The organism is Synechococcus sp. MU1617, from assembly GCF_020514235.1.
Classification (GTDB): Bacteria; Cyanobacteriota; Cyanobacteriia; order PCC-6307; family Cyanobiaceae; genus Parasynechococcus.
Map to the genome: position 1 here is coordinate 1 of NZ_VTLB01000001.1, position 21,102 is coordinate 21,102.

Annotated in this window: 33 protein-coding genes; 18 read left to right on the plus strand and 15 right to left on the minus strand. The window is 58.4% G+C overall.

What is annotated here, in order from left to right; translation table 11 throughout:
* From FZZ90_RS00005 to FZZ90_RS00015, 3 genes are all read left to right on the plus strand, one after another.
* Positions 1-1,513, plus strand: a 1,513-nt coding sequence (locus FZZ90_RS00005; RefSeq protein WP_226423760.1) for a protein adenylyltransferase SelO family protein, incomplete at its 5' end; no start/stop codon positions are given.
* Entirely contained in the window at positions 1,510-2,046 is a 537-nt protein-coding gene (locus FZZ90_RS00010) for a DUF924 family protein (RefSeq protein ID WP_226423761.1), read from the plus strand. The genes FZZ90_RS00005 and FZZ90_RS00010, both read left to right, overlap by 4 nt.
* A gap of 156 nt (positions 2,047-2,202) precedes the next feature.
* On the plus strand, positions 2,203-3,051 hold the full coding sequence (locus tag FZZ90_RS00015; protein WP_226423762.1) for a hypothetical protein: 849 nt from the start codon (positions 2,203-2,205) through the stop codon (positions 3,049-3,051).
* A 31-nt stretch (positions 3,052-3,082) separates the two neighbouring features.
* Here the strand turns inward: FZZ90_RS00015 and FZZ90_RS00020 are convergent, their stop codons facing one another.
* Positions 3,083-3,253: a hypothetical protein gene (locus tag FZZ90_RS00020; protein ID WP_226411684.1), complete on the minus strand. Its 171-nt coding sequence runs from the start codon at positions 3,251-3,253 to the stop codon at positions 3,083-3,085.
* Positions 3,254-3,391: 138 nt separating this feature from the next.
* Here FZZ90_RS00020 and FZZ90_RS00025 point away from each other — a divergent pair, with 138 nt between their 5' ends.
* Positions 3,392-3,709, plus strand: coding sequence for a DUF3303 domain-containing protein (locus FZZ90_RS00025; RefSeq protein WP_226424415.1), 318 nt, complete (start codon positions 3,392-3,394; stop codon positions 3,707-3,709).
* Positions 3,710-3,740: 31 nt separating this feature from the next.
* Positions 3,741-4,934: a glycosyltransferase family 2 protein gene (locus FZZ90_RS00030; RefSeq protein ID WP_226423763.1), complete on the plus strand. Its 1,194-nt coding sequence runs from the start codon at positions 3,741-3,743 to the stop codon at positions 4,932-4,934.
* Here the strand turns inward: FZZ90_RS00030 and FZZ90_RS00035 are convergent.
* On the minus strand, positions 4,931-5,104 hold the full coding sequence (locus FZZ90_RS00035; protein ID WP_226423764.1) for a hypothetical protein: 174 nt from the start codon (positions 5,102-5,104) through the stop codon (positions 4,931-4,933). The two genes, FZZ90_RS00030 and FZZ90_RS00035, sit on opposite strands and share 4 nt — an antisense overlap.
* A gap of 192 nt (positions 5,105-5,296) precedes the next feature.
* Between FZZ90_RS00035 and FZZ90_RS00040 the strand changes: the two genes are divergently transcribed.
* The gene (locus tag FZZ90_RS00040) at positions 5,297-5,542 is read left to right on the plus strand and encodes an RNA-binding protein (protein ID WP_186540459.1); all 246 of its coding nucleotides are present in this window, start codon (positions 5,297-5,299) and stop codon (positions 5,540-5,542) included.
* Between the two features lie 67 nt (positions 5,543-5,609).
* Here FZZ90_RS00040 and FZZ90_RS00045 read toward each other — a convergent pair whose 3' ends face one another.
* On the minus strand, positions 5,610-5,861 hold the full coding sequence (locus FZZ90_RS00045; protein ID WP_226423765.1) for a hypothetical protein: 252 nt from the start codon (positions 5,859-5,861) through the stop codon (positions 5,610-5,612).
* A 418-nt stretch (positions 5,862-6,279) separates the two neighbouring features.
* Positions 6,280-6,816, minus strand: a complete 537-nt coding sequence (sodC, locus tag FZZ90_RS00050) for a superoxide dismutase family protein (RefSeq protein WP_226423766.1) — start codon at positions 6,814-6,816, stop codon at positions 6,280-6,282.
* A gap of 85 nt (positions 6,817-6,901) precedes the next feature.
* Between sodC and FZZ90_RS00055 the strand changes: the two genes are divergently transcribed.
* Together FZZ90_RS00055 and FZZ90_RS00060 are read left to right on the plus strand one after the other, a co-directional pair.
* Complete coding sequence (locus FZZ90_RS00055; RefSeq protein ID WP_186495351.1) at positions 6,902-7,138, plus strand: hypothetical protein; 237 nt, start codon at positions 6,902-6,904, stop codon at positions 7,136-7,138.
* 449 nt (positions 7,139-7,587) lie between these two features.
* Positions 7,588-7,941 (plus strand): hypothetical protein, encoded by a 354-nt coding sequence (locus tag FZZ90_RS00060; RefSeq protein ID WP_226423767.1) that lies wholly within the window; start codon positions 7,588-7,590, stop codon positions 7,939-7,941.
* Between the two features lie 15 nt (positions 7,942-7,956).
* Here FZZ90_RS00060 and FZZ90_RS00065 read toward each other — a convergent pair whose 3' ends face one another.
* A complete protein-coding gene (locus tag FZZ90_RS00065) occupies positions 7,957-8,361 on the minus strand; it encodes a YccF domain-containing protein (protein ID WP_226423768.1) in 405 nt (134 codons plus the stop codon).
* A gap of 65 nt (positions 8,362-8,426) precedes the next feature.
* Between FZZ90_RS00065 and FZZ90_RS00070 the strand changes: the two genes are divergently transcribed.
* The 3 genes from FZZ90_RS00070 (at position 8,427) to FZZ90_RS00080 (ending at position 9,898) form a co-directional block, all read left to right on the plus strand.
* Entirely contained in the window at positions 8,427-9,287 is an 861-nt protein-coding gene (locus tag FZZ90_RS00070) for an SDR family oxidoreductase (RefSeq protein ID WP_226423769.1), read from the plus strand.
* A 171-nt stretch (positions 9,288-9,458) separates the two neighbouring features.
* Positions 9,459-9,605 (plus strand): hypothetical protein, encoded by a 147-nt coding sequence (locus FZZ90_RS00075; RefSeq protein ID WP_226423770.1) that lies wholly within the window; start codon positions 9,459-9,461, stop codon positions 9,603-9,605.
* Entirely contained in the window at positions 9,605-9,898 is a 294-nt protein-coding gene (locus FZZ90_RS00080; RefSeq protein ID WP_226423771.1) for a hypothetical protein, read from the plus strand. The genes FZZ90_RS00075 and FZZ90_RS00080 overlap by 1 nt, the downstream gene beginning before the upstream one ends.
* On the opposite strand, the gene FZZ90_RS00085 is transcribed toward FZZ90_RS00080, so the two are convergent.
* The gene (locus FZZ90_RS00085; protein ID WP_226411700.1) at positions 9,883-10,104 is read right to left on the minus strand and encodes a hypothetical protein; all 222 of its coding nucleotides are present in this window, start codon (positions 10,102-10,104) and stop codon (positions 9,883-9,885) included. The two genes, FZZ90_RS00080 and FZZ90_RS00085, sit on opposite strands and share 16 nt — an antisense overlap.
* Positions 10,105-10,252: 148 nt before the next feature.
* Positions 10,253-10,639, minus strand: coding sequence for a DUF393 domain-containing protein (locus FZZ90_RS00090; protein ID WP_226423772.1), 387 nt, complete (start codon positions 10,637-10,639; stop codon positions 10,253-10,255).
* Between FZZ90_RS00090 and FZZ90_RS00095 the strand changes: the two genes are divergently transcribed.
* Entirely contained in the window at positions 10,639-11,007 is a 369-nt protein-coding gene (locus tag FZZ90_RS00095; RefSeq protein WP_226423773.1) for a hypothetical protein, read from the plus strand. The two genes, FZZ90_RS00090 and FZZ90_RS00095, sit on opposite strands and share 1 nt — an antisense overlap.
* 488 nt (positions 11,008-11,495) lie before the next feature.
* Here the strand turns inward: FZZ90_RS00095 and FZZ90_RS00100 are convergent, their stop codons facing one another.
* A complete protein-coding gene (locus tag FZZ90_RS00100; RefSeq protein ID WP_226423774.1) occupies positions 11,496-11,747 on the minus strand; it encodes a hypothetical protein in 252 nt (83 codons plus the stop codon).
* Between the two features lie 375 nt (positions 11,748-12,122).
* On the opposite strand from FZZ90_RS00100, the gene FZZ90_RS12770 reads away from it, so the two are divergent.
* Positions 12,123-12,248 carry a hypothetical protein gene (locus FZZ90_RS12770; protein WP_255613428.1) on the plus strand — a complete coding sequence of 42 codons (126 nt, stop codon included), beginning with the start codon at positions 12,123-12,125 and terminating at the stop codon, positions 12,246-12,248.
* Between the two features lie 15 nt (positions 12,249-12,263).
* Here FZZ90_RS12770 and FZZ90_RS00105 read toward each other — a convergent pair whose 3' ends face one another.
* Positions 12,264-13,649: a serine hydrolase gene (locus FZZ90_RS00105; RefSeq protein ID WP_226423775.1), complete on the minus strand. Its 1,386-nt coding sequence runs from the start codon at positions 13,647-13,649 to the stop codon at positions 12,264-12,266.
* A 62-nt stretch (positions 13,650-13,711) separates the two neighbouring features.
* The gene (locus FZZ90_RS00110; protein ID WP_226423776.1) at positions 13,712-13,954 is read right to left on the minus strand and encodes a DUF4278 domain-containing protein; all 243 of its coding nucleotides are present in this window, start codon (positions 13,952-13,954) and stop codon (positions 13,712-13,714) included.
* Positions 13,955-14,123: 169 nt separating this feature from the next.
* On the opposite strand from FZZ90_RS00110, the gene FZZ90_RS00115 reads away from it, so the two are divergent.
* Positions 14,124-14,714, plus strand: coding sequence for a nucleoside kinase (locus FZZ90_RS00115; RefSeq protein ID WP_226423777.1), 591 nt, complete (start codon positions 14,124-14,126; stop codon positions 14,712-14,714).
* A gap of 127 nt (positions 14,715-14,841) precedes the next feature.
* Here FZZ90_RS00115 and FZZ90_RS00120 read toward each other — a convergent pair whose 3' ends face one another.
* Both FZZ90_RS00120 and FZZ90_RS00125 read right to left on the minus strand, forming a co-directional pair.
* Positions 14,842-15,105, minus strand: coding sequence for a hypothetical protein (locus FZZ90_RS00120; RefSeq protein WP_226423778.1), 264 nt, complete (start codon positions 15,103-15,105; stop codon positions 14,842-14,844).
* 180 nt (positions 15,106-15,285) lie between these two features.
* Complete coding sequence (locus tag FZZ90_RS00125; RefSeq protein ID WP_226423779.1) at positions 15,286-15,534, minus strand: DUF1651 domain-containing protein; 249 nt, start codon at positions 15,532-15,534, stop codon at positions 15,286-15,288.
* Positions 15,535-15,944: 410 nt separating this feature from the next.
* Here FZZ90_RS00125 and FZZ90_RS00130 point away from each other — a divergent pair, with 410 nt between their 5' ends.
* On the plus strand, positions 15,945-16,229 hold the full coding sequence (locus tag FZZ90_RS00130; protein ID WP_226423780.1) for a 2Fe-2S iron-sulfur cluster-binding protein: 285 nt from the start codon (positions 15,945-15,947) through the stop codon (positions 16,227-16,229).
* Here the strand turns inward: FZZ90_RS00130 and nth are convergent, their stop codons facing one another.
* Positions 16,230-16,883, minus strand: coding sequence for an endonuclease III (gene nth, locus FZZ90_RS00135; RefSeq protein WP_226423781.1), 654 nt, complete (start codon positions 16,881-16,883; stop codon positions 16,230-16,232).
* A 98-nt stretch (positions 16,884-16,981) separates the two neighbouring features.
* Between nth and FZZ90_RS00140 the strand changes: the two genes are divergently transcribed.
* Both FZZ90_RS00140 and FZZ90_RS00145 read left to right on the plus strand, forming a co-directional pair.
* Positions 16,982-17,950 (plus strand): metal ABC transporter substrate-binding protein, encoded by a 969-nt coding sequence (locus FZZ90_RS00140; protein WP_226423782.1) that lies wholly within the window; start codon positions 16,982-16,984, stop codon positions 17,948-17,950.
* Positions 17,950-18,705 carry a metal ABC transporter ATP-binding protein gene (locus FZZ90_RS00145; RefSeq protein WP_226423783.1) on the plus strand — a complete coding sequence of 252 codons (756 nt, stop codon included), beginning with the start codon at positions 17,950-17,952 and terminating at the stop codon, positions 18,703-18,705. The genes FZZ90_RS00140 and FZZ90_RS00145 overlap by 1 nt, the downstream gene beginning before the upstream one ends.
* Here the strand turns inward: FZZ90_RS00145 and FZZ90_RS00150 are convergent, their stop codons facing one another.
* A complete protein-coding gene (locus FZZ90_RS00150) occupies positions 18,706-20,070 on the minus strand; it encodes a 1-acyl-sn-glycerol-3-phosphate acyltransferase (protein ID WP_226423784.1) in 1,365 nt (454 codons plus the stop codon).
* Between the two features lie 32 nt (positions 20,071-20,102).
* On the opposite strand from FZZ90_RS00150, the gene FZZ90_RS00155 reads away from it, so the two are divergent.
* On the plus strand, positions 20,103-20,927 hold the full coding sequence (locus FZZ90_RS00155) for a metal ABC transporter permease (protein ID WP_226423785.1): 825 nt from the start codon (positions 20,103-20,105) through the stop codon (positions 20,925-20,927).
* Positions 20,928-20,935: 8 nt separating this feature from the next.
* Here FZZ90_RS00155 and FZZ90_RS00160 read toward each other — a convergent pair whose 3' ends face one another.
* The gene (locus FZZ90_RS00160) at positions 20,936-21,091 is read right to left on the minus strand and encodes a hypothetical protein (protein WP_226423786.1); all 156 of its coding nucleotides are present in this window, start codon (positions 21,089-21,091) and stop codon (positions 20,936-20,938) included.
* Between the last annotated feature and the right edge of the window lie 11 nt (positions 21,092-21,102).

Sequence of the window (21,102 nt, forward strand, 5' to 3'; positions counted from 1 at the left end):
GCCCCAATACCTAGCGCACAGTCGCAGCTTGTTCAGCGAGCTTGGCCTCAGCGACGACCTGGCCCAGGACGATCAGTTTCGCCGCATGTTCTCCGGTGATCTCGGTGTGGCCACCGGTCCGATGCGGCCCTGGGGATGGGCCACGGGCTATGCCCTCTCGATCTACGGCACCGAATACACCCAGCAGTGCCCTTTTGGAAATGGAAACGGCTATGGCGATGGCCGTGCCATGTCGGTGTTTGAGGGTTTGTTTGAAGGGCGCCGCTGGGAGATGCAGCTCAAAGGCGGTGGTCCGACGCCCTATTGCCGTGGTGCCGATGGCCGTGCGGTGCTCCGCTCCAGCGTTCGTGAATTTCTGGCCCAGGAGTTCATGCATGCCCTTGGTGTGCCCACCTCCCGTTCGTTGACGCTCTATGTCTCCCATGCCGAGACGGTGCGTCGCCCCTGGTATTCCGAAAACTCACGCTCGATGGACCCGGACGTGATGGTCGACAACCCGGCGGCTATCAGCACGCGGGTGGCGCCATCGTTTCTGCGGGTGGGTCAGCTGGAGTTATTCGCCCGCCGTGCCCGCAGTCAGGCCCATCCCCGGGCGCACCAGGAGCTGCACCTGATCGTGGCGCACTTGATCGAACGCAATTACCGCCAGGAGATCGATCCCGGCCTGCCGTTCAGTGACCAGGTTGTGCTGTTGGCGCGCTTGTTTCGTGATCGCCTCACGGCCCTGGTGGCCAACTGGATCCGGGTTGGCTACTGCCAGGGCAATTTCAACAGCGACAACTGCGCCGCCGGAGGCTTCACCCTCGACTACGGCCCGTTTGGGTTCTGCGAGCTGTTCGATCCGCGCTTTCAGCCCTGGACTGGCGGGGGCGCCCACTTCTGCTTCTTCAACCAGCCGGTGGCCGCGGAGGCCAACTACCGCATGTTCTGGAAATCTCTGTGCACGCTGATGGAGGGCCAGGCGGAGGCCCAGGCCCAACTGGACCAGTTGCTTGAGGGCTTCCCTGCCGCCATGCAGGAGGCCATGCAACGGATGTGGAGCAGCAAACTCGGCGTGTCCAGTGCCGACGACGACCTGGTGCGTGAGCTGTTGCAGCTCCTGGTTGATTCCAGCGCCGATTATTCAATGTTGTTCCGCCGCTTGTCGGATCTGCCTGAGCAGATCGATCCGTTGCGGGACTGTTTCTATCTGCCCCTTTCGGGGTCCCTCGAATCCCAGTGGCAGGACTGGTTGCGGCGCTGGCGCGCCCAGTGGCCCAGTGGCCTTGATCCGGCGCAGATCTCCGCTGGTATGCGGCGGGTTAATCCGGCGATCACCTGGCGCGAGTGGTTGATCGCTCCGGCCTACCAGCAGGCAGCCGAAGGCGACACCTCCTTGATGGCTGAACTGCAGCAGCTGTTCAGCACGCCCTATGACAACCCTTCCCCCAAATTGGCGGGCCGCTACGACCGCTTGAAACCGCGGGAGTTCTTCAGCGCTGGTGGGGTGTCCCACTACAGCTGTTCGTCTTGACCGCAGACGACGTTCTGGAGTTCTGGTTTCAGCAGTGCCGTCCCTGGCAGTGGTTTCGTCGCCGCGACAGCTTCGATGCGCTGGTGCGCGATCGTTTTGCTGCTCTTGTGGAGAGGGCTCTGGCCGGCGAGCTTGAGGCCTGGGCTCATACGCCATCGGGCGGCCTCGCCCTGGTGCTGCTGTTGGATCAATTCAGCCGTCAGATCTGGCGCGGGGAGGCCCAGGCTTTCGCCGGCGACCAGCAGGCCCAGGCCCTCAGCCAGGACGCCTTGCAACGGGGTTGGATTCAACAGGAACAGGAGCGAGCCAAACGTCAGTTCTGGCTAATGCCTCTCTTGCACAGCGAAGAGCAGGAGGTGTTGGTCCATGCCATCCCTCTGCTGGAGCAATTCGCGGACGTCGCTACCGCTGATGTCGCCCGCCGCCATCTCATCCAGCTGCAGCGCTTTGGTCGTTATCCCCATCGCAATGCTGCTCTTGGACGGGTGAGCTCACCGGAGGAAGCGTTGTTTGTGCAGCAAGCACAACGTTGATGGTTGATCAATCTCTCTGCTGAAGTTGATTGCTCAGAATCTTTGGGAATAGTTATTGCAATCGTAAGTGGATGAATTCATGGCATTCGATCACAATCTAGAGTTTAAGCCTGGATTAAAGGCGTGTTAATCTTGGGGTAGAAATGAGGTCAATACTTGCTTCTCGAGGTCAATCCCGCAGCGATTACGCATTTTTTGCGTTCCCGGGTGCTTGATGAGGCTGGAGTGCCCAGTGACGTTTCGGCCAGAACCTGTGGCAACAAGCGTTACTTCGGCATGGTGATCGCCGATCAGGCTTTAAAGCCAGGAAAGCGTCTGCAGCGATGCAAGCATGTTCGTGCAATGCGTCAACGATTTGTTGAGGGTCTGGACTGGCATCAGACCAAGTATTCAGTGCTTTTTGAGAAAAAATACAAGCAGGCCATGAAGGGAAAGAGTCAAAGAAAAGGAGGCTTCAAGACGTTTCTATCGGAAAAATTAGAGTGGTATGACTTGATTTATCAAGACATCGAGCGAAACGGCTATCGGCCGTCCGATTCGATTGAGAACAATGTGGAAGTGGCCTTGGCTGCGAATGGCGATCTCCTGCTTATCGATGGACGCCATCGTTTGATTTTGGCGCAGCTGCTGGGCTTGAAAAAGATTCCTGTAGTCGTGAACTTGGTGGCTGAAAGCGTCGCCAAATCCCTGCTCGATTGTTCGGATCATTCAACCGCTCGTCCCTGCAAAAAAAGCAAAAGAACTATTGCAGCGGAATGGATGTCTCGTCATCGCCTTCCTTTGGCCGTGGCGAAATTTCTGGGCCTCAAAAACAACGCTGGCCTCCTCGATCGTCTCCTTGAAGTGGGGGCAACGTTGTCAGGAGCTGATGCTGAAAGCTTGAAGCAGCAATTGCTTCATCAAACGGTTGATCAACGTTTCAATGCCTTGATCACCGTTGCAGGTGGTCGAAATGGAAAAGGGATACTGGTGAATGCACACCAGCGCAATCATTTTTCGCCTTAACGGCGAGTGATCAACGGGTTGTTCTTGCTGTTCAGCTCTGTTCGCCTTCATCCTTCATCAGGCGCAGCGCCGCATTCATCACGGCAGCTTTCACCTCCCGGCGCTCGAGTCCCTGGCGTTCGAAGTGACGGACGATGCGCGATAAATCCCACCAGACGGCCACTTCCACTTCATCCATCTCGTTGGCGATGTGGAGAGTCATGGCTGTGCTGGGTCCTATTTCAGCTGTAGCCCCTTGTCAGCTGCGCCTGAGGCTCCTGCGGAATGACTGCTGAATTCAGTTGCGATTCCGCCTGAATGGTCGTTCGTGGCTACGAAGCAAGTGGTTGCCTCCTTCACCATGCAGCACTACTTGATCGTTTGGACCTTCCCGACCGTTGAGGGGGCCTGGGAGTCGTGCCCTGGCTTTGCTGACTACATCAATGCGGGAGCACCTGGTGATGCGTTCGACGGCTTTGCTCTCAAATACCGCGTCTGTGAACCGATCAGCGGTAGTGGTGTTGCCATTGCCGTTGCCAGTGACATCGGCAAGGTGTGGGCGCATCTCGGCCCTTGGATCAAAGACTTCGGTATTCAGTTCGACGTCACCGCCGTGGTTTCGGACGCCGAATTTGCTGCGATGTGGCCGATGGTGGAAGCTGCAGCATCCGTCAACTGAGACGGCTAATCCCTAGAACCCTTACCCGGCTTTGACGCTTGCCTTGCTTGAGCCTCTGCTGTTTCTTGCTGCGGCTGGTTCGGCTTCAGCGGGATTGTTGATCCTGCAGTTGGGTCTGCAACGGGTGTTTGCTGTTGCACCGCGCTTGAAGCCGGCTCAGTCGGACGCTGCTCCGGACACCTCGCTGACCGTGGTGATCCCCGCCTTCAACGAGGCCCATAACATCGAAGCTTGTGTTGGCTGCGTGCTGGCCAGTGAGCCTCCCTGCCGGGATTGGTCGGTGCTGGTGGTGGATGACGATTCCACCGATTCAACGGTCGAGAACGCCATTCGCGCTGGCTCTGGAGCGTCTCACTTCCGCCTGATTCAGGCCGGTCCCAGGCCCGTCAACGAACGCTGGGTGGGCAAGAACTGGGCCTGCAGCAAGGCCGTTGAACAGGTCTCCAGCGATTGGCTGTTGTTCATCGATGCCGATGTTCGGCTCAAGCCCGATGCGCTGCAACGGGCCCTTGCCCAGGCCCTTGATGAGGATGCTGATCTGCTGAGCCTGGCGCCGCGGTTGAGCTGCGGATGCTTGGCGGAATGGATGGTGCAGCCGATCATGGCCAGCCTGCTGGGCCTCGGTTTTCCCATCCTTGAAACCAACGACCCGGCATCGCCGGTGGCGTTTGCAGCAGGACCTTTCATGTTGTTCAAGGCGTCCACCTACATGCAGATCGGTGGCCACCGGGCCCTGGCTGGCGAGGTGGTGGAAGATCTGGCCCTCGCTCGCGCCATCAAGGGCGGCGGCCATCGGCTTCGTTATCTGCTGGGGCTTGATGCGGTCGATCTGCGGATGTACAGCGACCTGGCGGCTCTCTGGGAGGGCTGGACCAAGAACTGGTTTCTGGGCTTGGACCGGGATCCCGTCAAAGCCCTCGGAGCCGCCTTGGTTGTGTTGTTGATGTTCACAGTGCCCTGGCTGTTGTTGCCGGCATCGCTCGTGCTGCTCTGGCTCCAGCCCCTGCTGGCGAATCTTTGGTGTTGGTTGATGGCCCTGGCGAGCTTGGCCATCCTTCAACAGCTGCTGCTGCGGCTGTGGACGCGCAGCAACTTTGATGTGCCCCTCAGCTATTGGTGGCTGATGGGAGCTGGTGGGTTGCTAGTGGGTGCGATTGGCCCTGTCTCGATTTGGCGCACCCGTACAGGACGCGGCTGGACCTGGAAAGGCCGGTCCCTGAATTAAGAGTGGTGCCCTTTTTTGCGGGCATCTTCAGCCCGCCGCCGTATCGCGGCATGCCGGAATGCTTTTTCCAGCTTCGTCAATTTGGGCTGCTTGTATTGCAGGGCAGCCTCGCCGCGTGCTTTGGCTGCGTTGATGAAATCGTCCGTCTTGGTCCCGCTGAGTCCACTCATCCCAATGCCTCAACTAGCTCAAGCCTGGTTCCGTTGAGGCTCAATTGGGCTCGAAGTAAAGACCTTCTATGGAATTCACCATTGAGCGGAATTGGTGTTCAGCCTCGATCAAACGGTTGAGCCACTCCCTCTGAAGCCTCTTGCCTGGGCCGCTTGTGTGCGAAGGTAAGAAGTCTTGATCAATTTCTTTTTTTGACGATCTTCATTGGAAATCTCTCCTGGGACGCTGAGCGGGAGGATCTCACGCATCTGTTCAGTCAGTACGGCGAGGTGAGCAAATGCTCCTTGCCCCTCGACCGGGAGACGGGCCGCAAGCGTGGTTTCGCTTTTGTGGATCTCAGCAACGAAGCCGATGAGCAGTCGGCGATCGACGACCTGCAGAACGTTGAGTGGATGGGCCGTGCCATCTCCGTTCGCAAGGCCGAACCCCGCCGCTGAGCTTCAAAACAAGCCCAAGGGTGATGGGCCAGTGATCGTTCACCGGCAGCAGAACCCCTGATTCACCTCACTGTCCAAAACCGCGGTCGGTTGTGGATGGTGGGGTTGTCTCGTGCTTTGCGTTGGCCTGTTGCTGTTGTGAGGCCTGGTTGAACCGACTGTCGAGCCAACGCGAAATCACATAGATCCCAATGAACATCGGGATATAAATCTGATAGGCACTTTGCTGTTCAATCTCGAGCTGATTGACGACGGTGACGGCTGCCGTGCTGAGCACGAGGTAGATCCCGACGCGCCGAAACAGGGGTGATTTGAACAACGTTTTGAGAGCCCAAGCCTTTCATCATGTTCACCTGCCGTTGACCTCCCTCAATGGGGGGATAGGCCAGACGCGCTTTGCCTACTGAATAGGAAGGCGCTGTAACGGTCTGATGCCACCCGCCTATGACCTGGTCCTTGAGTGTGGGGGCTTGGTTGTGGTGGAGACCATCGAGCCGTGGTTCGCAGGGACGAACAGGATCCCTGATCAATGCGGGCTTAGGCTTCTCTTAAGAGTTGGAGCGGTGCCGTGATCGGATTGATCGCCTCAGGTTTGTTCCTGGTGTTTCCCTCGATTCCTGGAGCGGATCTTTCCCTGTTCAAGCAGCTGAACAGGGAACTCGGTGCCCTTTGTCAGGAGCCTCCCGCACAGGCCATCAGGGTCTGTCGCCTCCACGCCCGGCTGGTAAACGGCTGAGTCACCTCTCGTCCGGCACCACACCACAGGCAACCCGTGCTCCACCTCCACCAAGGGGGGGCTCGTCCCTGTACGTGTCGCCTCCAGCGTGAACAATGAGAGCCTTGCCCTTCAGATCAGCTGTGCTGAGCCGTGGCGCCACCACGCTGGTGTTGGTCTTGCCATCGTTATCCACCACCAGCCTGCTGAGATCGCCCCGGTGACCGTTTCCGAAGGGGCCGAGGTGCTGGCCGGTTTCGTCCGGGTCCCAGTGTCCACCTGCAGCAAGGCCGGCAACTGGGGTGCCCTCGGCGGTTTTGCCCACCTCACAGCTTCCCGTGCTGTGGAGATGGAAGCCGTGTTCTCCAGGGCTCAGTCCCGCCAGATCGGGATAAATCACCAGGCCTTGGTCGGTGTCTTGCGCTGTGATGCTGCCAATCGACTCGTCAATGCCATTGGCATCAATGCGTTGCAGGGTGACCTCCAAGGCTTCGCACCAGCCCGGTGTGAGCGTGAGCAGGCCGATGAGCAGAACGAGCTGGACGAGCAGGCGACGCATCACAGAACAGCATGTTCTTGAATTGTCGCTTCCGGATGGTGCCTTCTGCGGTGAAGATGGTGCGTCGTTCGGCTGATGCTTGGTGATGCGATGGGAATACACCCAGTTGCGCTTCGTGCCCCGGGGTAAGTCGTGGACCGGGGAAATCGAGGAGCTCTGGCTGGATGATCGCCAGCTGATCTCCAGAAGCCATCCACAGCGCGACGTCAGCCTGGTGGGGTTGATGAATGAATTGGGTGAGCAGGGCTGGGAATTGGTGACTTACGCCCAACCCTTCACCGGTTACCACGGTGGTTGCTACACCTTCAAACGCCAGAAGTGAACAGGTGTTTTAGAGCGGGCTGGCGTTGATGTGCTGGGCCATGCCCATAAAACCGATCACGAGAAGAGCAACAGCAATCGTTGAGGCAAGGGATGCCAAGCTCATTTGTGTTTGATGACTCAAGCTTTTCATTCATCAACCTCATTTTTCAGATGAACGAGAATGCATTGCTCGTAGCAACTGCCATCATCGAGATTACAGAGTGTTAGGCATTCAAAATAGGCATTCACCTGTGATTCAGTGACGCAAGCTTGGGCTGCATTTGGTGATTCCAGAGTTGTATTTAGCATGTCATTCTCAATTCGCAGAGCGACACTATCCCGATTTTCTTTTTTGGGCAATGAAATTATTGCGGCGGGTAAATACCTAGATAATATTACCTAATACGGCTCGATTTTGATGTTCGGGCTTTCTTTGTTTGTTAATCCCTTGCTTCTTATGGTGTGCCGATGAGCAAGGGCAACCCCGCTGAACGGTTCGAGGACGAACTCGATCGTGCCAAGGCGCGTGGCCGTTGGCTCAGTGACGATGAGCAGGCTGAGCTTGATCGTGAAGCCGATGCGGTGGCCATTCAGGTTGAGGCCAAGCAACAGCGTGATCGCAAGCTGATGATCCTCACCGGGGTCTGCCTGTTGATTCCGCCGTTGTGGCCTGTGGCCCTTGGCCTGACACTGTTTCTTCTCTATCCAGACACCATGGCCAGGATCGGGCTGGCTGCTGCAATCACCTTTTTGGTGGGCGGATTGCTGTTGGCAGGCGTGCTCGGTTTGGCGATGGTTTGGCTGATTCAGCTGTTGTTCTGATCGGCTCTGCTCAGATCAGTTTCTTGATTTCACCACTGTCATGCCGACGGGGGCCAGGGCGATCAAAGCCAGCTTGATGTGCTGAATGCCAAAGGGAATGCCGATGATCGTGACAAAACAGGCCAGGGCGCTGCTGAGGTGACCCAAGGCCAGCCACCAGCCGGCCGCAAGGAACCAAATCACATTGCCGAGCGCACCCAGGGGGCCCGTCCCCAGATCGCCTCGTCCCCTGAGCTGACGACGACTCACGGCTTCGGAGCCGAAAGGCCAGAGCGAGAAACAGCCGATCACCCAACACGACCGCGCCCATGGCAGTCCAACGATGGTGATGGCGCAGATCAATGCTGCCAGCCACCAGGCCAGAGCCATGGGCAGTCCGCCGAGAACAACCCAGAGGAGGTTGAGGACCATCGAGAACATGTCTCCATTGTCACGGCAAGCGCAATGCTCGTTCGTTAAATTCTGTAAAAGGTGTTTGACCAAGCATGTTGGGCAATTACGGGATCGTTGGTTGTGGATATGTCGGATCTGCTGTTGCAGCCCATCTCAGGCGTCAAGGCCACGAAGTTGTTGGCACCACCACAAGCCCCGAGCGTCTGGCTGAGCTCTGCGATCTGGTCGACCACCCCCGCCTCTACAGCGCGGGCGACCTCATGGCCGATACCAGCTTCCTTGATCGGCTCGATGGCGTTTTGATTGCGATCGCCCCCACTACAGCCACCTTTGAAGAGGATCAATATGAGAAGGTCTACGGCCAGGCGGTGCCGGCTCTCGTTGATGCCCTGCGTCAACGCCAGGGGAGCAGGCCGCTGCATGTGACCTACCTGAGCAGTGCTGGGGTGTACGGCGATCAAGCCGGCGCGATCTGCAATGAGCTGACGCCTCCGGATTGTTCCAACAATGCCAATGCTCTTCTGGCCAGCGCCGAGACGTCTGTTCTTTCGTTGAACGAAGCCTCAACCCAGGCTTGTGTATTGCGGCTGGGTGGTATTTACGGTCCCGGTAAGGACATCCCGTCGTACATCCGCAGTGCTGCTGGACAGTCGGTTCGCAAAAACGGCAATCACATCAATGCCTGGGTTCATCTGCACGACATCATCCGCGGCGTTGATTTTGCTTTCGGCCGGAGCCTCCAAGGCATCTACAACCTTGTGGATGATCTTCAGTTCACCCGGCGTCAGCTCTCCAATGCCCTCTGTGATGACTTCGGATTGCCCCCTGTGATCTGGGACAACCACGATCGTCCCGGTGCCCGCATCTTCAATGCCCGTGTCAGCAATGCCCGGCTTCGTGAGATCGGTTTTCAGCCCAGTGTCAGCTCCATGCTCGAACCTGTGGCGGCCTGAGCTTCGCTGCATTAGCTAGCGGCCCCGCACGACGTCTGCGGCTGATTTGATTTTTCGATACGTATTGAGCGAATTTCTCTCATTTTTTGATGTTGATGTAAAGCAGGATTGCGCGATCCACGGTCAACTCACTGCGTTGATTAGACCCTCTGCATTCAACGCGGTGGCGCTGTGAAAGACGAATCCTTTTGCATCGAATTTGCGTCCTCCTTGGCACTGATGCTGTTGGAGCTCAATGCAGAACTGCTTGAGCTTGCAGACGAAGCTTCCAATCTGAAAGCAGAAGCTTCTGTAGTTGCACTTGAGCGTGCTTGCTGATGTTGGCTCGCATTCGTGGCGTCTTTGCTGAAGCTCAAACGGAAGGTTTGGATCAGCTGTATGCCGTCATCAATGCCGCGCGTGATCTTGCACCGGATTCAGATTTTCAAGCCTGCTACGACCTCGTGATGGCATCCGGTGGCCCTGAAGTTGAGACCTGGATCAACTTCACGGTGACCACTGCCACCCGCTTTGATCTTGATGATCAACCGGAGCCGGAACAGTTTCTTTCAGTTCTCGAGGAATGTTGTGATGCTCGTCGGGAGCTTCAGAGGGCTCAGCCCTCGGAATAGCGCAGTGCTTTGAGGCCCATCACCAGATGGGTGCGAAAACTTCCCAGCGCCATCACCTGTTTGGGTGACCGGGTGTCGCTCACTGCATCACCCTGCCCTTCAATCCAACGCAGCAACTCCTGGGTTTGGTCGGCCCATGCACTCAGTGCTGCTCGAAGCAGTTCGTCATCGCTGAGCTGCCCTTCAGGAACGGCGGATGTGTCCATCGCCGCTTTGAGTAAAGCGTTGAGTTGCTGATGACTCAGCGCGTCAGGAACAAAGGGATCGAGATCGATGCTTAAGAGAATCTTTAGGATTGTCTCGACGGTAGTTCAAAGCGAACTATTAATGCCACCCGTGTTTTGGCTCATTGCGTCAACCTGATGGAGCTTGATCCGGGTCAACGCTCAGGCCGCGTGTGGCGAGCGCCAGACGCCGGGCTGCCAACAGGGCGGGATAGGCGAGTGCTGAACGTTGGTTGTCTCCGAACAGCTTGGCCAGCACCCTCAACAGGGGATCACTGGGTTTCATGCGTCGGCTGAGTTCTGCAATGGCTTCACTGCCATGCCACTTCTGCTCCCCTTCGATCAAAATTGCGCCGTTGCTCAGAGGCAGTCCGAGGGCATTGAGCTCGCGACGGATCTTGTGATCGGTTCGCCCGTCAACAATGCGCAGGTTGGGAACGCCCGCCTTGAGCTCACTGCGTAGGGCGAAATCCCGACAGAATGGGCACCCGCCGTCGTAGATGAGGGTTAACAGCATTGCTGAATTCTGTCGCGAAGGGCTTGGGTCTGGCGTTGTTGTTGCTCTGTTGGTTGTTGGTGGCGCCCCAGCCGACATGGGCCGATTGGATCTGCGATGGGGATCGGCTCAGTGTTGAAATCACGCGAGGAGCCGTCGACCTAACCGGTCTGCCTGAGGGCATTCCCAACACGTTGGAGGGAACCCTTCCTGGAGATGGAATTCTGCTGCGTTGGCGCGATGTGGAGTTGCAACTTCCGCGCACCAACAATGCAGGTGAGCCCAGCTACACCGATGGCCGTTGGTGGTGGCGTGTTGTTGATGCTTCAGCGCCGGAATTCTGGGAACGCCGTGGCAGCGTGATTCACCATCAATGCGTACCGACCTGAGCCTGAGTCCTGTTACCGCCGTTTTGGGTTGCGGCGGTTGGCCTTGCGGGTTCCTCCGTAGCGATAACCAGCTTGTTCTCGAAAGTTCGGCCAGCAGGTTTCGCACACCAGAATCCAGTCGGCGAGTCGGGTGGTGCTGACCCGGAAATGGACGTTCCCCGACTGTCTGCAGTGTTCGCAACAAAATCTTTTGTTTTTCCACAGTTCTTTAAACGATTCCTCTGGCGAATCGGTGGCCTGAGGCTTTCCCTGAGGATTCTTTGCTTCGCTCACGTCAGAGAGCGCTGCGTTTGGGCTTGATGCGTTATCAGAATCACAGATCCATTGGTTCCTTGAAATCAATCGCCAGCACAGCATTCTTGTCAATGAACTGGAGGATTCGCCTGGGACTGGTGAGCCTCTGAAGTTTGTTTTCCACGCCGATTGCCGAAACCGCTGTAGTCGTCAGGATCGCGTGCTTAACCCCTGTGGAAAAGCTGTGAATAACTCTACGAATCGACTGGTATCTGGGCGTTGATGGAGGCTTTTAGAGCGGCCATCTCGTGGGCAGTGAGGTGAGCTTCGACGGCTTCAGGCGTGTTGTTCAGATAGTGGATCCATGCCTCGTAGCACTGCTGTTGCGTGGCCATGGGGTTTTGCTCTTCGCCATCCCTTGCGCTGAGCAGAAGCTCTTCGATCCTGGCTAGCCGCGTCTCCATCCGGCTCAAGCGGCTGGCGATGGCGTCGTCCTGTTGCGTCATCTGCGGAGGGGCGGAAGGGCCTCTGATTGTTGCGGGGAGACCCAGGGTTGACGCTGTAGTACATGCGCACTAAAACAGATGTACTGCTCTAAAGCTCATGTCTGCGAGTTCCCCTTACGCCCCCTTCTGTGCTGACGAGTGGATGCGTCATTCCTTGATCCGTCCGCGCAAGGCGTTCCCGGCGAAGGCCTCAGCCGTGGCGAAGCCTCGTGCCAGGCCGCCCGCTGCAGCTCGAGTTTGTGATGCGGTGCAGGGAGAACTCTTCCTCTTTCCCGTTGTGATCTGCTGAGCCTTGGTCTCTACGACAAACGTTTGCAGAAATCGCTGTTTGCCCCCTGTTCTGCCAGGGTGAGCAGTGGTTTTTGTTGCCAGACCATGCTGTTATTCGCCTCCCAGACAGCTCAAGGCGGTCCGACTGTGATTCTTCCGGCCCTGCTCATCACCGGTCTTCTCGTCGCAGCATCCCAGGCTTTTGTTCCCAAGGGCGGCGATAAGAACTGAGTTTTGGCGTTCGCTTCATCGAAGGGCTGAGAGAACATCAGCCCCGAAAGCATTGGCATCAAAACCTGGCTTTTTGGGTGTCTGTCCCAGACGCACAATCACCGCGCGCTGGGATGGAGCCACCAGCAGCAATTGTCCCTGGTAGCCCTCCGCTGAGAAGCTGTCTTTGGGCAGATCAGGCCTCGATTTGCGCCGGCTGAGCCACCAGTGCGCTCCGTAGGCCTGCTTTGATCCCCGCGACGCCGTTCGAGCCTGCTGAACCCAGTTCGCGGGCAAAAGTTGTTTGCCGTTCCAGCTGCCATGATCCAGGTAAAGCTGGCCAAACCGGGCCCAATCGCGTCCGCTGGCCCAAGCCAGGGATGAGCCCACCAAAGTTCCACTGTTGTCGCTCTCGAGAACAGCAGTTGTCATCCCAAGAGGCCCGAACAACGCCTGTGAGGGAAAGCTCCAGTAGTGCTGATCGTCATCGATGGCGTGCCTCAGGATCCGGCTGAGGATGTTTGTGGTTCCGGATGAATAGTTCCACTTTTTCCCCGGTTTTTTGCTCAGTGATTTGCTGGCGGCGAACCCTGCCATGTCGGCTTCCTGGGTCAGCATCCGCACCAGATCCGAGTTCAGTGCTCCCGTCGATTCCTCGAAGGCCAGTCCGCTGTTCATTCGCAGCAGCTGATCCAGGCTGATCTTTTGGCGTGGATCCTGCGGATCACTCCATTCGGACACCTTCGGCGGCTTGTCTGGATCCAGAAGCCCTGTGTGGATGGCTCGTCCGATCAGGGCATGGGTGATGCTTTTGCTCATCGACCAGCCAATCAGTGGCATGTCGGGCGGAATGCTCTTGGCGTAGCGCTCGGCAATCACCCAGCCGTCCTGCACCACAACCACAGCTCGGGTTCGTTTTGGTAGGAGCGGATCGTTCTCCTGAAAGGCGCGATCGAGAGCCCTGTTCAGCGCTTGGTGATCGATTTCAGGTGGCTCTGGCTGGGCTGTGGCGATCAGGGGCCAGGGGTCTCCAATGGGCTTGGAATTCCCGGAGCCGGGCTTGTTTTGGCTGAGTGCTCGGGGCGTTGGTTGGCCGTTGATGCGCCATGTACAGCCCCGTTCACCGTTCTGCACGGCTTCAGCGCGAATCAGCCCGAACAGGGAGCTCGCTTTAACGCGACCAGCGCTTGGCTCGATCTGGGTGTGGATCATCCCCTGGCCGGCGGCCAGGTCCTCTTTCAGCATCTGGTCTGGATCCATCCCAGCCATCAGCACGCCGCTGCAGAGCTGTTTGGCAATGAAACTCGTCCCCGCCTTGGCGAAGGTGACCAGGTTTCGCAGCGGAGGTTCCAGGCCTGCTGTGATGCTGAAGGCCACTGCCGCAGTTGAGATCACCACAATGCGCCACTGCTGCTTTGTCACCCTCAACGGCCATGAAAAAAGCGGGGAATGTCCCCGCTTCAATCATGAATGGAAATTTGGCCTCAGTACACGTCGTAGCTGACGCCGCGGTAACGCAGTTCCCGCCCACCGCTTGGGTGCTGTTGTGGGTCGATCGCTTCGTAGGCAACGCCGCGATAGCGCAGCACTTTGGTCTTGGTTCCCACCGGGGTGTGCACCCGGTCGGTGTGGTCTTGGTGGCGGTAGGCCCGTGCCATCTGTGTTCTGGCCGTTTCGATGGCCTGATTGCGCACAGTCCGTGCCTTGATCAGTTGAAGGGTGTTCATCTTTCTCTTGCGCGGTGTCCACGCCCCCGTTGCCTGGCGTGGATCTGACTGCTGCCTGTTGAAGAGGCTCAACGTGATCACACCTTAGCTCTGATTTGTATCAACGGCTACTGTTTTTTCTGCTTCGCTTGGGTCTCGTTGGCAGCATGGGGCTTGATGAATGCGACGCTTGTCTGGGGCAGTCCCTCTGGTGTGCATCTGCGGGCCGTCTGCAGCTGGCAAGACAACCTTTGCGGCACATCTCGCCGAGCAACTGCGTGCCAGGGGACGACATCCACTGCTGATCGCCTGTGATGACTACTACCGCAGTGGTTGGCTCCCGAGCTCTCGCTATGGCTTCGACACGGTGGATGCCATTGACGCGGATCAGCTGCGGCTGCAGCTCAACGCTGTTCGCTACCGGCAGCTGGGCTCCCTGCGCAGCTACGACATGCGCAGCCGCAAGGTTGGCTCCAGGTCATTGAATCAGCCATACGACCTGGTTCTGGTGGAAGGATCCTATGGGCCGCAACATTTGCTGGAGGCTGTGCCGATCTCGCTAGTCGTGTACATCGAAACCCCTCTTCTGCAGAGGCTTGTCAGGCGTCTCTGGCGTGATGTACGCGAAAGGCAGCGGTCAGCTCTGTATGTGATTCGCCAGATGCTGGGTGAAATGCTGCCCGGTGAGCGACGCTTCATTCACCCTTTGAAGCAACGCGCAGACGTCATTGTTCAAGGCTATGACTACGATCTGGAGCCTGTTCTCAGCAGAATCGAATGATCGCGGGTGGGGGAGGCAGCCGTAAGCGTCTCTTCCACTGAAGCAAACAAGACCTCTGATGAATGTCATTGCCAAAGGCTGAGTTCGGCTCGCCTTCGCCAAAAGGGTTGATGACCAGGTGCGACTGTCAGACCCTGTTTCCTTCGTCGTCCCAATACTCGATCCTTCTCACTTCAAGGTCGTCTTGCTTCAGTTTGATTGCGATCTCCTTAGCCCTTGCTCTCAGGTACAACTCATCGGTCACCAGGCTTTGGTAAACGATCTCTTCCAGTGTTTCCGCTGGAGCTTCTGAGACGATCTGCTTCACGTCGTCCTTGCTCAGCTTCACATCAGTTCGGATGCTGACGGTCTGCTCGAAGTCGAACTCGATTTCGTTGATGACGGATTCCATGGGCTTCCTTCCAGACAAAAAGAAACCCCCGCCAAAGGCAGGGGTTCCAAAACGACTCGCAGGAGTGTGTCCTTGTTTCCACCCTGTGAGGCGTTTTTCCTCACATCACCAAGATGCCTACACGATGGGTGCGGTGGGATTGCTGATGGACAGCCTCGTGGTTGGCACCAGCGGTTCGTCTCACAGTTCAACCGCGTCGCCCCAGGCCGGGGACGCAAGGCGCTTCCATCCTTGGGTCTGTAATGACGCCCAGAGTTGTTCTGCTTCGGCCTTTCTCAAGTGTCGCCGTTCCTTCAGAAGAGGAGGGCCATCAGGCAGGCGACGGCCTCTGTCGATGAAAACCTTTGGCTCGTTGATCCATCCCTTCTGATCGCGATGGAATCGCCAGATCCAGCGGCCGTCACTGTCAATCAGCCAGCCCTCTCCCATGTCTATCCTGCAAGTACATCAGTACTAGCAATGGCGAGCATTGGCGGTCAAGTGGCCTCCTGCCTCAAGCTCAAGTCAAAAAAAAGAGCAGGCCCCTCAGCCCACCCTCTCCGTGACGCATGGAAAGCACCACTGCTTTCCCGTTGCACTGTCCATGACGCTGGCGCTTTGGCGGGTATCGATTCGCACGCTTTTAGGCATTACTGCTTAGTAAGAGCTGTTCTCATTCGAGTGATGATTCGGGTGGCGCGAGCATCACTGCCAACGCTTCGGGGAGTTGAACGAGCGCAGGTTCCCTCGCCTGCGCCTCCCCCCCCCCAAAAAAAAAATCAAGGGTGGACCTCTCAGGTCCAGCTGCCTTGGCACCGATGGTCTGATCCAGCTACCAACCTCTCAGGACCTTCTGAGTCATGGCCTCTTTCAACATCAACATCGAGGGTGGTGCCAGCTTTTCGTGCCCTGATGACGTCTATATCCTCGATGCAGCAGAGGAAGCCGGTGTCGATCTTCCTTATTCCTGCCGAGCCGGAGCCTGTTCCACCTGCGCCGGCCGCCTGGTGAGTGGCTCGGTGGATCAGACCGATCAGAGTTTTCTCGATGATGACCAGATGGGGCAGGGGTTTGCCCTCCTTTGTGTGAGCTATCCAACCTCTGATTGTGTGATCAAGGCCAACGCTGAAGAGCACTTGTCTTAATCAAGGCTTGTGGGTGATCACCGGACGCCGCCGTTTCGGATAAAGCTCACGGCACATGGGGCAGACCGTTCCGTCGCACCCCCGTGCTGTGCAGAACTCACGGCCCCAGAAGATGATCTGCAGGTGCAGCTTGTTCCAGTGCTCCTTGGGGAAGAGACGCTTGAGGTCTTGTTCCGTGCGCGCCACATTGCTGCCATCGCTCAATCCCCAGCGCTGGGCCAGCCGGTGGATGTGGGTGTCGACGGGGAAGGCGGGCACGCCGAAGGCCTGGGCCATCACCACGCTGGCTGTTTTGTGCCCCACGCCCGGTAAGGCTTCGAGCTCCTCAAAGCTCCGGGGAACATCGCCGTCGTAGGCCGTCACCAGAATCTGGGCAAGGCGGCGGACGTTTCTGGCCTTGGTTTTGGCCAGCCCGAGCTGCCGGATGAAAGCGAGGATCTGCTCCTCCTCGAGTGCTGCCATGGCGGCGGGTGTTGGCCCGGCGGCAAACAGCGCCGGAGTCACCTCATTCACCTTCTTGTCGGTGCATTGGGCACTCAACAGAACAGCGATCAGCAGGGTGAACGGATCACTGTGATCCAGGGGGATCGGTGTTTCCGGGTACTGCTCGTGGAGGCGCTGCAGGATTACCTCCACCCGCTCTGACCTGCGCACGGGCTTTCAGTGGGTGGAGTGATCTTGGCGCTTCGGCGATTGCATCGCTTCGTTGCAACGTTTCCCGGCCGTTGCCGAGACTGTTTTAGGAGCCATTGATGCGATCCTCGATCAAGACGATTCAGCCCGCATTGCCACTGTTGAACTGGAACCGTTCGGCGGCAGTGCTGTTTGTTGTGGTGGCTGTGCTGCTGGCCTCCTGCCGCAGTCGAGATCAGGACGTCACCACGGATTCCCGCCCGCAGGTGCTTACCACCTTCACGGTCTTGGCTGATCTAGCCAGCAATGTGGCGGGTGATCGGTTGCAGGTGGCTTCGATCGTCAAGCCCGGTGCCGAGATCCACGGTTACCAACCCACTCCCAGTGACATCGAGCGCGCCAGCAAAGCGGATCTGATTGTTGAGAACGGGTTGGGGCTGGAGTTGTGGGCCCAGCGATTCACCGCTGCAGCGGGGGATGTGCCCACCATCACCCTTTCGGAGGGGATGGACCCTCTCCTGATCACGGAGGATGCCTATTCCGGCAAGCCCAATCCCCATGCCTGGATGTCCCCCCAGCGCACGATGGTTTATGTGGACCATCTCGAGCGGGCTTTTACGCAACTCGATCCAGGCGGTGCCGCGGTTTATGCCGCCAATGCGTCGGCTTACAAAGCCAAGCTCCAGACCCTCGATGATGAGCTGCGCGCGGCGATTGCTGCACTGCCTGCCCAGCAACGGCTGCTGGTGAGTTGTGAGGGGGCCTTCACCTATCTGGCAACCGATTACGGGCTGGAGGAGGCCTATCTCTGGCCGGTGAATGCTGAAAGCGAGATCACACCCAAACGCATGGCACGGTTGATCGATACGGTGCGAGAGCGGCAGGTGCCAGCCATTTTTTGTGAAAGCACCGTGAGCGATAAAGCCCAACGGGAGGTGGCAGCGGCAGCTGGGGCCCGATTCGGCGGAACCTTTTACGTGGATTCCCTGTCGTCTCCGGATGGGCCCGCACCCACCCTGTTGGAACTGCAGCGGCACAATGTGGGTCTGATCCGCAAGGGCCTGGACTTTTCCGAGAGCAACCGCTGATGCGCATTCAGGCCGACCAGCTCTGTGTGGACTACAACGGCACCGTTGCCCTGTACGACGCCAGCCTGCACCTTCCAGCGGGTTGCATCTGCGGTTTGGTGGGCATGAATGGTGCCGGCAAATCGACGTTTTTTAAGGCCCTCACTGGGTTTGTTCGTCCCTCACGCGGCAGAATCAGGATTAACGGCAGCAGCGTGGCCGAAGCACAGCGTCATCAGGCTGTGGCCTACGTGCCCCAGAGCGACGGGGTGGATGCCCAGTTCCCTGTTTCGGTCAGAGATGTGGTGATGATGGGTCGCTACGGCGCGATGAATCCGTTGCGGATTCCCCGAAGCTCGGACCGTGTGGCTGTACGGGACGCGTTGACGCGCGTCGATCTGCTGGAGCTGGCCGATCGTCCCCTCAGCACCCTCTCGGGTGGTCAGCGCAAGCGCACGTTCCTGGCCCGGGCGATCGCCCAGCGTGCTGATGTGCTGCTGCTGGATGAACCCTTCAACGGGGTTGATGTGCGCACCGAGCAGCTGATGGCCCAGCTGTTTCTTCAGTTCCGCGATGAGGGCCGCACGATCCTGATCTCCACTCACGACCTGGGTCACGTCCGTGATTTTTGCGATCTGGTGGTTCTGATCAATAAGACCGTGCTCGCCTATGGGGAAACCTCGGAGGTGTTCACTCCCGAGAACCTGGCCATGACCTTCGGCGGCGTGCCGCCCGATCTGCTCACGGGCAACAGCTCCCCGGAGGAGACGTTCTGATTAGGACCTTCCAGCTTCAGTCGTTGTTGTTCGACAAGCGTCAGGCATCAGGGCAGCGAGAGCCTGCTCCAGGTCTTGCATGAACAGATGCATCGCCTCGCGTCGGTTACTGCGGTACTGGTTCAGTCGAGGCCGCACGGCCAAAGCACGTCCAAGACGCAGTTCCACCCGTTGTGGTCCAAGGCTGGGCTCACCCTTCCAGGGCTTGTCTTCGATCCAGCCGATCGCCTCCTCCACCAGCAGCAACATCTCAGCAAAGCGGTCAAAGTCGGGTTGATCGCTGATGTAGTGACCACTCACGCTGGTGAAATGCTCCACGAGTCGCATGCGGGTGAGTTGGAGGTCAGCTTCCCGTGCCTCCCAGTCCGCCAGGCTCCGCTCCAGGGGTGAGAGCTGATCAACACCTTCCCTGTAGATCCGATCCCAGGCGGCCTGCTCGATCCGACGGCAACGCTCTTGCAGATTGCCGACGGCACGCAAGGCGAAATGGGCTTCGGCTTTGGCAAGGCCATGCAGGCGATAGGCACCAATCCGTTCGCCGAAGGTCTGATCTGGATCGGGCTTCAGCCGCTCGAGCTGCTCAAGCGCTTTGAGCAGATTCATGCCGACCTGGATCAGCCGGTCCCGCCTGCTCGCCTCGGCATGCTCTGGGTCGGCGTCGTCGTTGGAAATGCCGAGATGGCGCTCCAGGGCAGTCAACCGCGCATCGAGGGCCTCCCAGTTGTGTTGTCTCCAGCTGTAGTGAATGCCAATCGGCAACACGTCCAGTGGTCGCACGTCGTTGGCTTTCTCCAGATCTTCAGCGGCCCAGAACGCAAGTTGGGCCACCCCCGGTTCCAATGGCGCCATCTCGCCGGAGAGGTTGTTGGTGGCTCCTTCCGGTGCCACCACCAGCGGGTAGCGCCCCCGGCTCAGAGCCCCACGGGCCTGGGCGAGGGCCGGCCGGTCCAATCGACCGCGATGGATGGCAATACCACCGCTGCGTTGCAGCAGCCAACCAATGACCTGGCCAGCCCAGATCGGAATGCCACGGTCGTAGAGAAACCGCAACTGGATGGGACGTGGCAACGGCAGCTTGAGCCGCCGTGCCGCCTGGGGAACACGGTTCCAGAACAGATCCGCCAGCACCACCGGATCGCGGGTGCTGGGGTGGCGAAAGGCGATTAGCAAATTGCAGCCGCCTGACTGCTGCGCTGCAAAGGCCTTCGCCAAGCCTTCTGCCGTATTGCCCTGGCTGATTTCGAGCCCCTGACTGCGGAAGAGCAGCGGAAGCAGGCGGCTGACCACGGCCTGAACCATCCGGTTGGGGCGGGTGGGTAGCCGGCGCAGCGCGGGACGAGCGTTCTGGGTGGAGGCGCGGGGCATCGAACCGGCTGCAGCGCGCCCATACTGAACCGATGGAGCTATTGCTGGAACCCCTCAGTCACGCCTTCATGGTCAAGGCGTTGTTGATCAGCGCCCTCGTCGGCGGTGTTTGCGGGCTGTTGTCCTGCTTCATGACGCTGAAGGGATGGGCGTTGATGGGTGACGCCGTCTCCCATGCCGTTCTACCTGGCGTAGTTGTCGCTTATGCGCTGGGCCTGCCCTTCTCCTTGGGGGCGTTCGTCTTCGGTGTCGGCTCCGTTGCCGCCATCGGCTTTGTGAAGCAGAAGTCGAGGGTGAAGGAAGACACCGTCATTGGGCTTGTCTTCACCGGCTTCTTCGCCCTGGGTCTGGTGCTCATCTCGAAGACGCGCAGCAACATTGATCTCACCCACATCTTGTTCGGCAATGTTCTGGGGATCTCAGCCGGGGACGTGCAACAGACCCTGGTGATTTCTGTGCTGGTGCTGGTGGTGCTGCTGCTGTTTCGGCGGGACCTGATGCTTTTTTGCTTTGACCCCACCCACGCCCGATCGATCGGGATCAACACCGGACTGCTGCACTACATGCTGTTGGGGCTCCTCTCCCTGGCCGCCGTTGCCGGTCTGCAGACCGTAGGAATCATCCTGGTGGTGTCCATGCTTGTCACCCCCGGTGCCACGGCCTATCTGCTCACCGATCGGTTCGATCGGATGACGCTGCTGGCCGTCACAAGCAGCGTGCTCTCCAGTGTTCTGGGTGTGTTCATCAGCTACTGGACTGACAGCTCCACCGCTGGTTGCATCGTGCTGGCGCAAACCGCGCAATTCGTGCTCGCCTTCCTTTTTGCCCCTGGTCAGGGTGTACTGCGGCGTCTCTGATCGATGGATCAGCGTGCGTCGTCGTCCCAGTCATAGGTGTCGTTGAAGCGTTGAACGCCTGCTTCTCGGAAGTGAAAGTCCTTGGCGGAACGGCCCTGATCGGATTCCGCTTGCTTGGAACCTGCCTGGTCCCACGGTTCGCGGTAATCAAGATCGTCCCGCATGTCTTGGAGTG

Bases quoted from the DNA above. Each gene is read 5' to 3' on its own strand.
- FZZ90_RS00020 (WP_226411684.1), bottom strand. From the start codon at position 3,253: ATGACTCTCCACATCGCCAACGAGATGGATGAAGTGGAAGTGGCCGTC.
- FZZ90_RS00025 (WP_226424415.1), top strand. From the start codon at position 3,392: ATGCAGCACTACTTGATCGTTTGGACCTTCCCGACCGTTGAGGGGGCC.
- FZZ90_RS00035 (WP_226423764.1), bottom strand. From the start codon at position 5,104: ATGAGTGGACTCAGCGGGACCAAGACGGACGATTTCATCAACGCAGCC.
- sodC (WP_226423766.1), bottom strand. From the start codon at position 6,816: ATGCGTCGCCTGCTCGTCCAGCTCGTTCTGCTCATCGGCCTGCTCACG.
- FZZ90_RS00055 (WP_186495351.1), top strand. From the start codon at position 6,902: ATGCGATGGGAATACACCCAGTTGCGCTTCGTGCCCCGGGGTAAGTCG.
- FZZ90_RS00060 (WP_226423767.1), top strand. From the start codon at position 7,588: ATGAGCAAGGGCAACCCCGCTGAACGGTTCGAGGACGAACTCGATCGT.
- FZZ90_RS00065 (WP_226423768.1), bottom strand. From the start codon at position 8,361: ATGTTCTCGATGGTCCTCAACCTCCTCTGGGTTGTTCTCGGCGGACTG.
- FZZ90_RS00070 (WP_226423769.1), top strand. From the start codon at position 8,427: ATGTTGGGCAATTACGGGATCGTTGGTTGTGGATATGTCGGATCTGCT.
- FZZ90_RS00080 (WP_226423771.1), top strand. From the start codon at position 9,605: ATGTTGGCTCGCATTCGTGGCGTCTTTGCTGAAGCTCAAACGGAAGGT.
- FZZ90_RS00085 (WP_226411700.1), bottom strand. From the start codon at position 10,104: ATGGACACATCCGCCGTTCCTGAAGGGCAGCTCAGCGATGACGAACTG.
- FZZ90_RS00090 (WP_226423772.1), bottom strand. From the start codon at position 10,639: ATGCTGTTAACCCTCATCTACGACGGCGGGTGCCCATTCTGTCGGGAT.
- FZZ90_RS00100 (WP_226423774.1), bottom strand. From the start codon at position 11,747: ATGACGCAACAGGACGACGCCATCGCCAGCCGCTTGAGCCGGATGGAG.
- FZZ90_RS12770 (WP_255613428.1), top strand. From the start codon at position 12,123: ATGCTGTTATTCGCCTCCCAGACAGCTCAAGGCGGTCCGACTGTGATT.
- FZZ90_RS00110 (WP_226423776.1), bottom strand. From the start codon at position 13,954: ATGAACACCCTTCAACTGATCAAGGCACGGACTGTGCGCAATCAGGCC.
- FZZ90_RS00120 (WP_226423778.1), bottom strand. From the start codon at position 15,105: ATGGAATCCGTCATCAACGAAATCGAGTTCGACTTCGAGCAGACCGTC.
- FZZ90_RS00125 (WP_226423779.1), bottom strand. From the start codon at position 15,534: ATGGGAGAGGGCTGGCTGATTGACAGTGACGGCCGCTGGATCTGGCGA.
- FZZ90_RS00130 (WP_226423780.1), top strand. From the start codon at position 15,945: ATGGCCTCTTTCAACATCAACATCGAGGGTGGTGCCAGCTTTTCGTGC.
- FZZ90_RS00140 (WP_226423782.1), top strand. From the start codon at position 16,982: ATGCGATCCTCGATCAAGACGATTCAGCCCGCATTGCCACTGTTGAAC.
- FZZ90_RS00145 (WP_226423783.1), top strand. From the start codon at position 17,950: ATGCGCATTCAGGCCGACCAGCTCTGTGTGGACTACAACGGCACCGTT.
- FZZ90_RS00150 (WP_226423784.1), bottom strand. From the start codon at position 20,070: ATGCCCCGCGCCTCCACCCAGAACGCTCGTCCCGCGCTGCGCCGGCTA.
- FZZ90_RS00155 (WP_226423785.1), top strand. From the start codon at position 20,103: ATGGAGCTATTGCTGGAACCCCTCAGTCACGCCTTCATGGTCAAGGCG.
- FZZ90_RS00160 (WP_226423786.1), bottom strand. From the start codon at position 21,091: ATGCGGGACGATCTTGATTACCGCGAACCGTGGGACCAGGCAGGTTCC.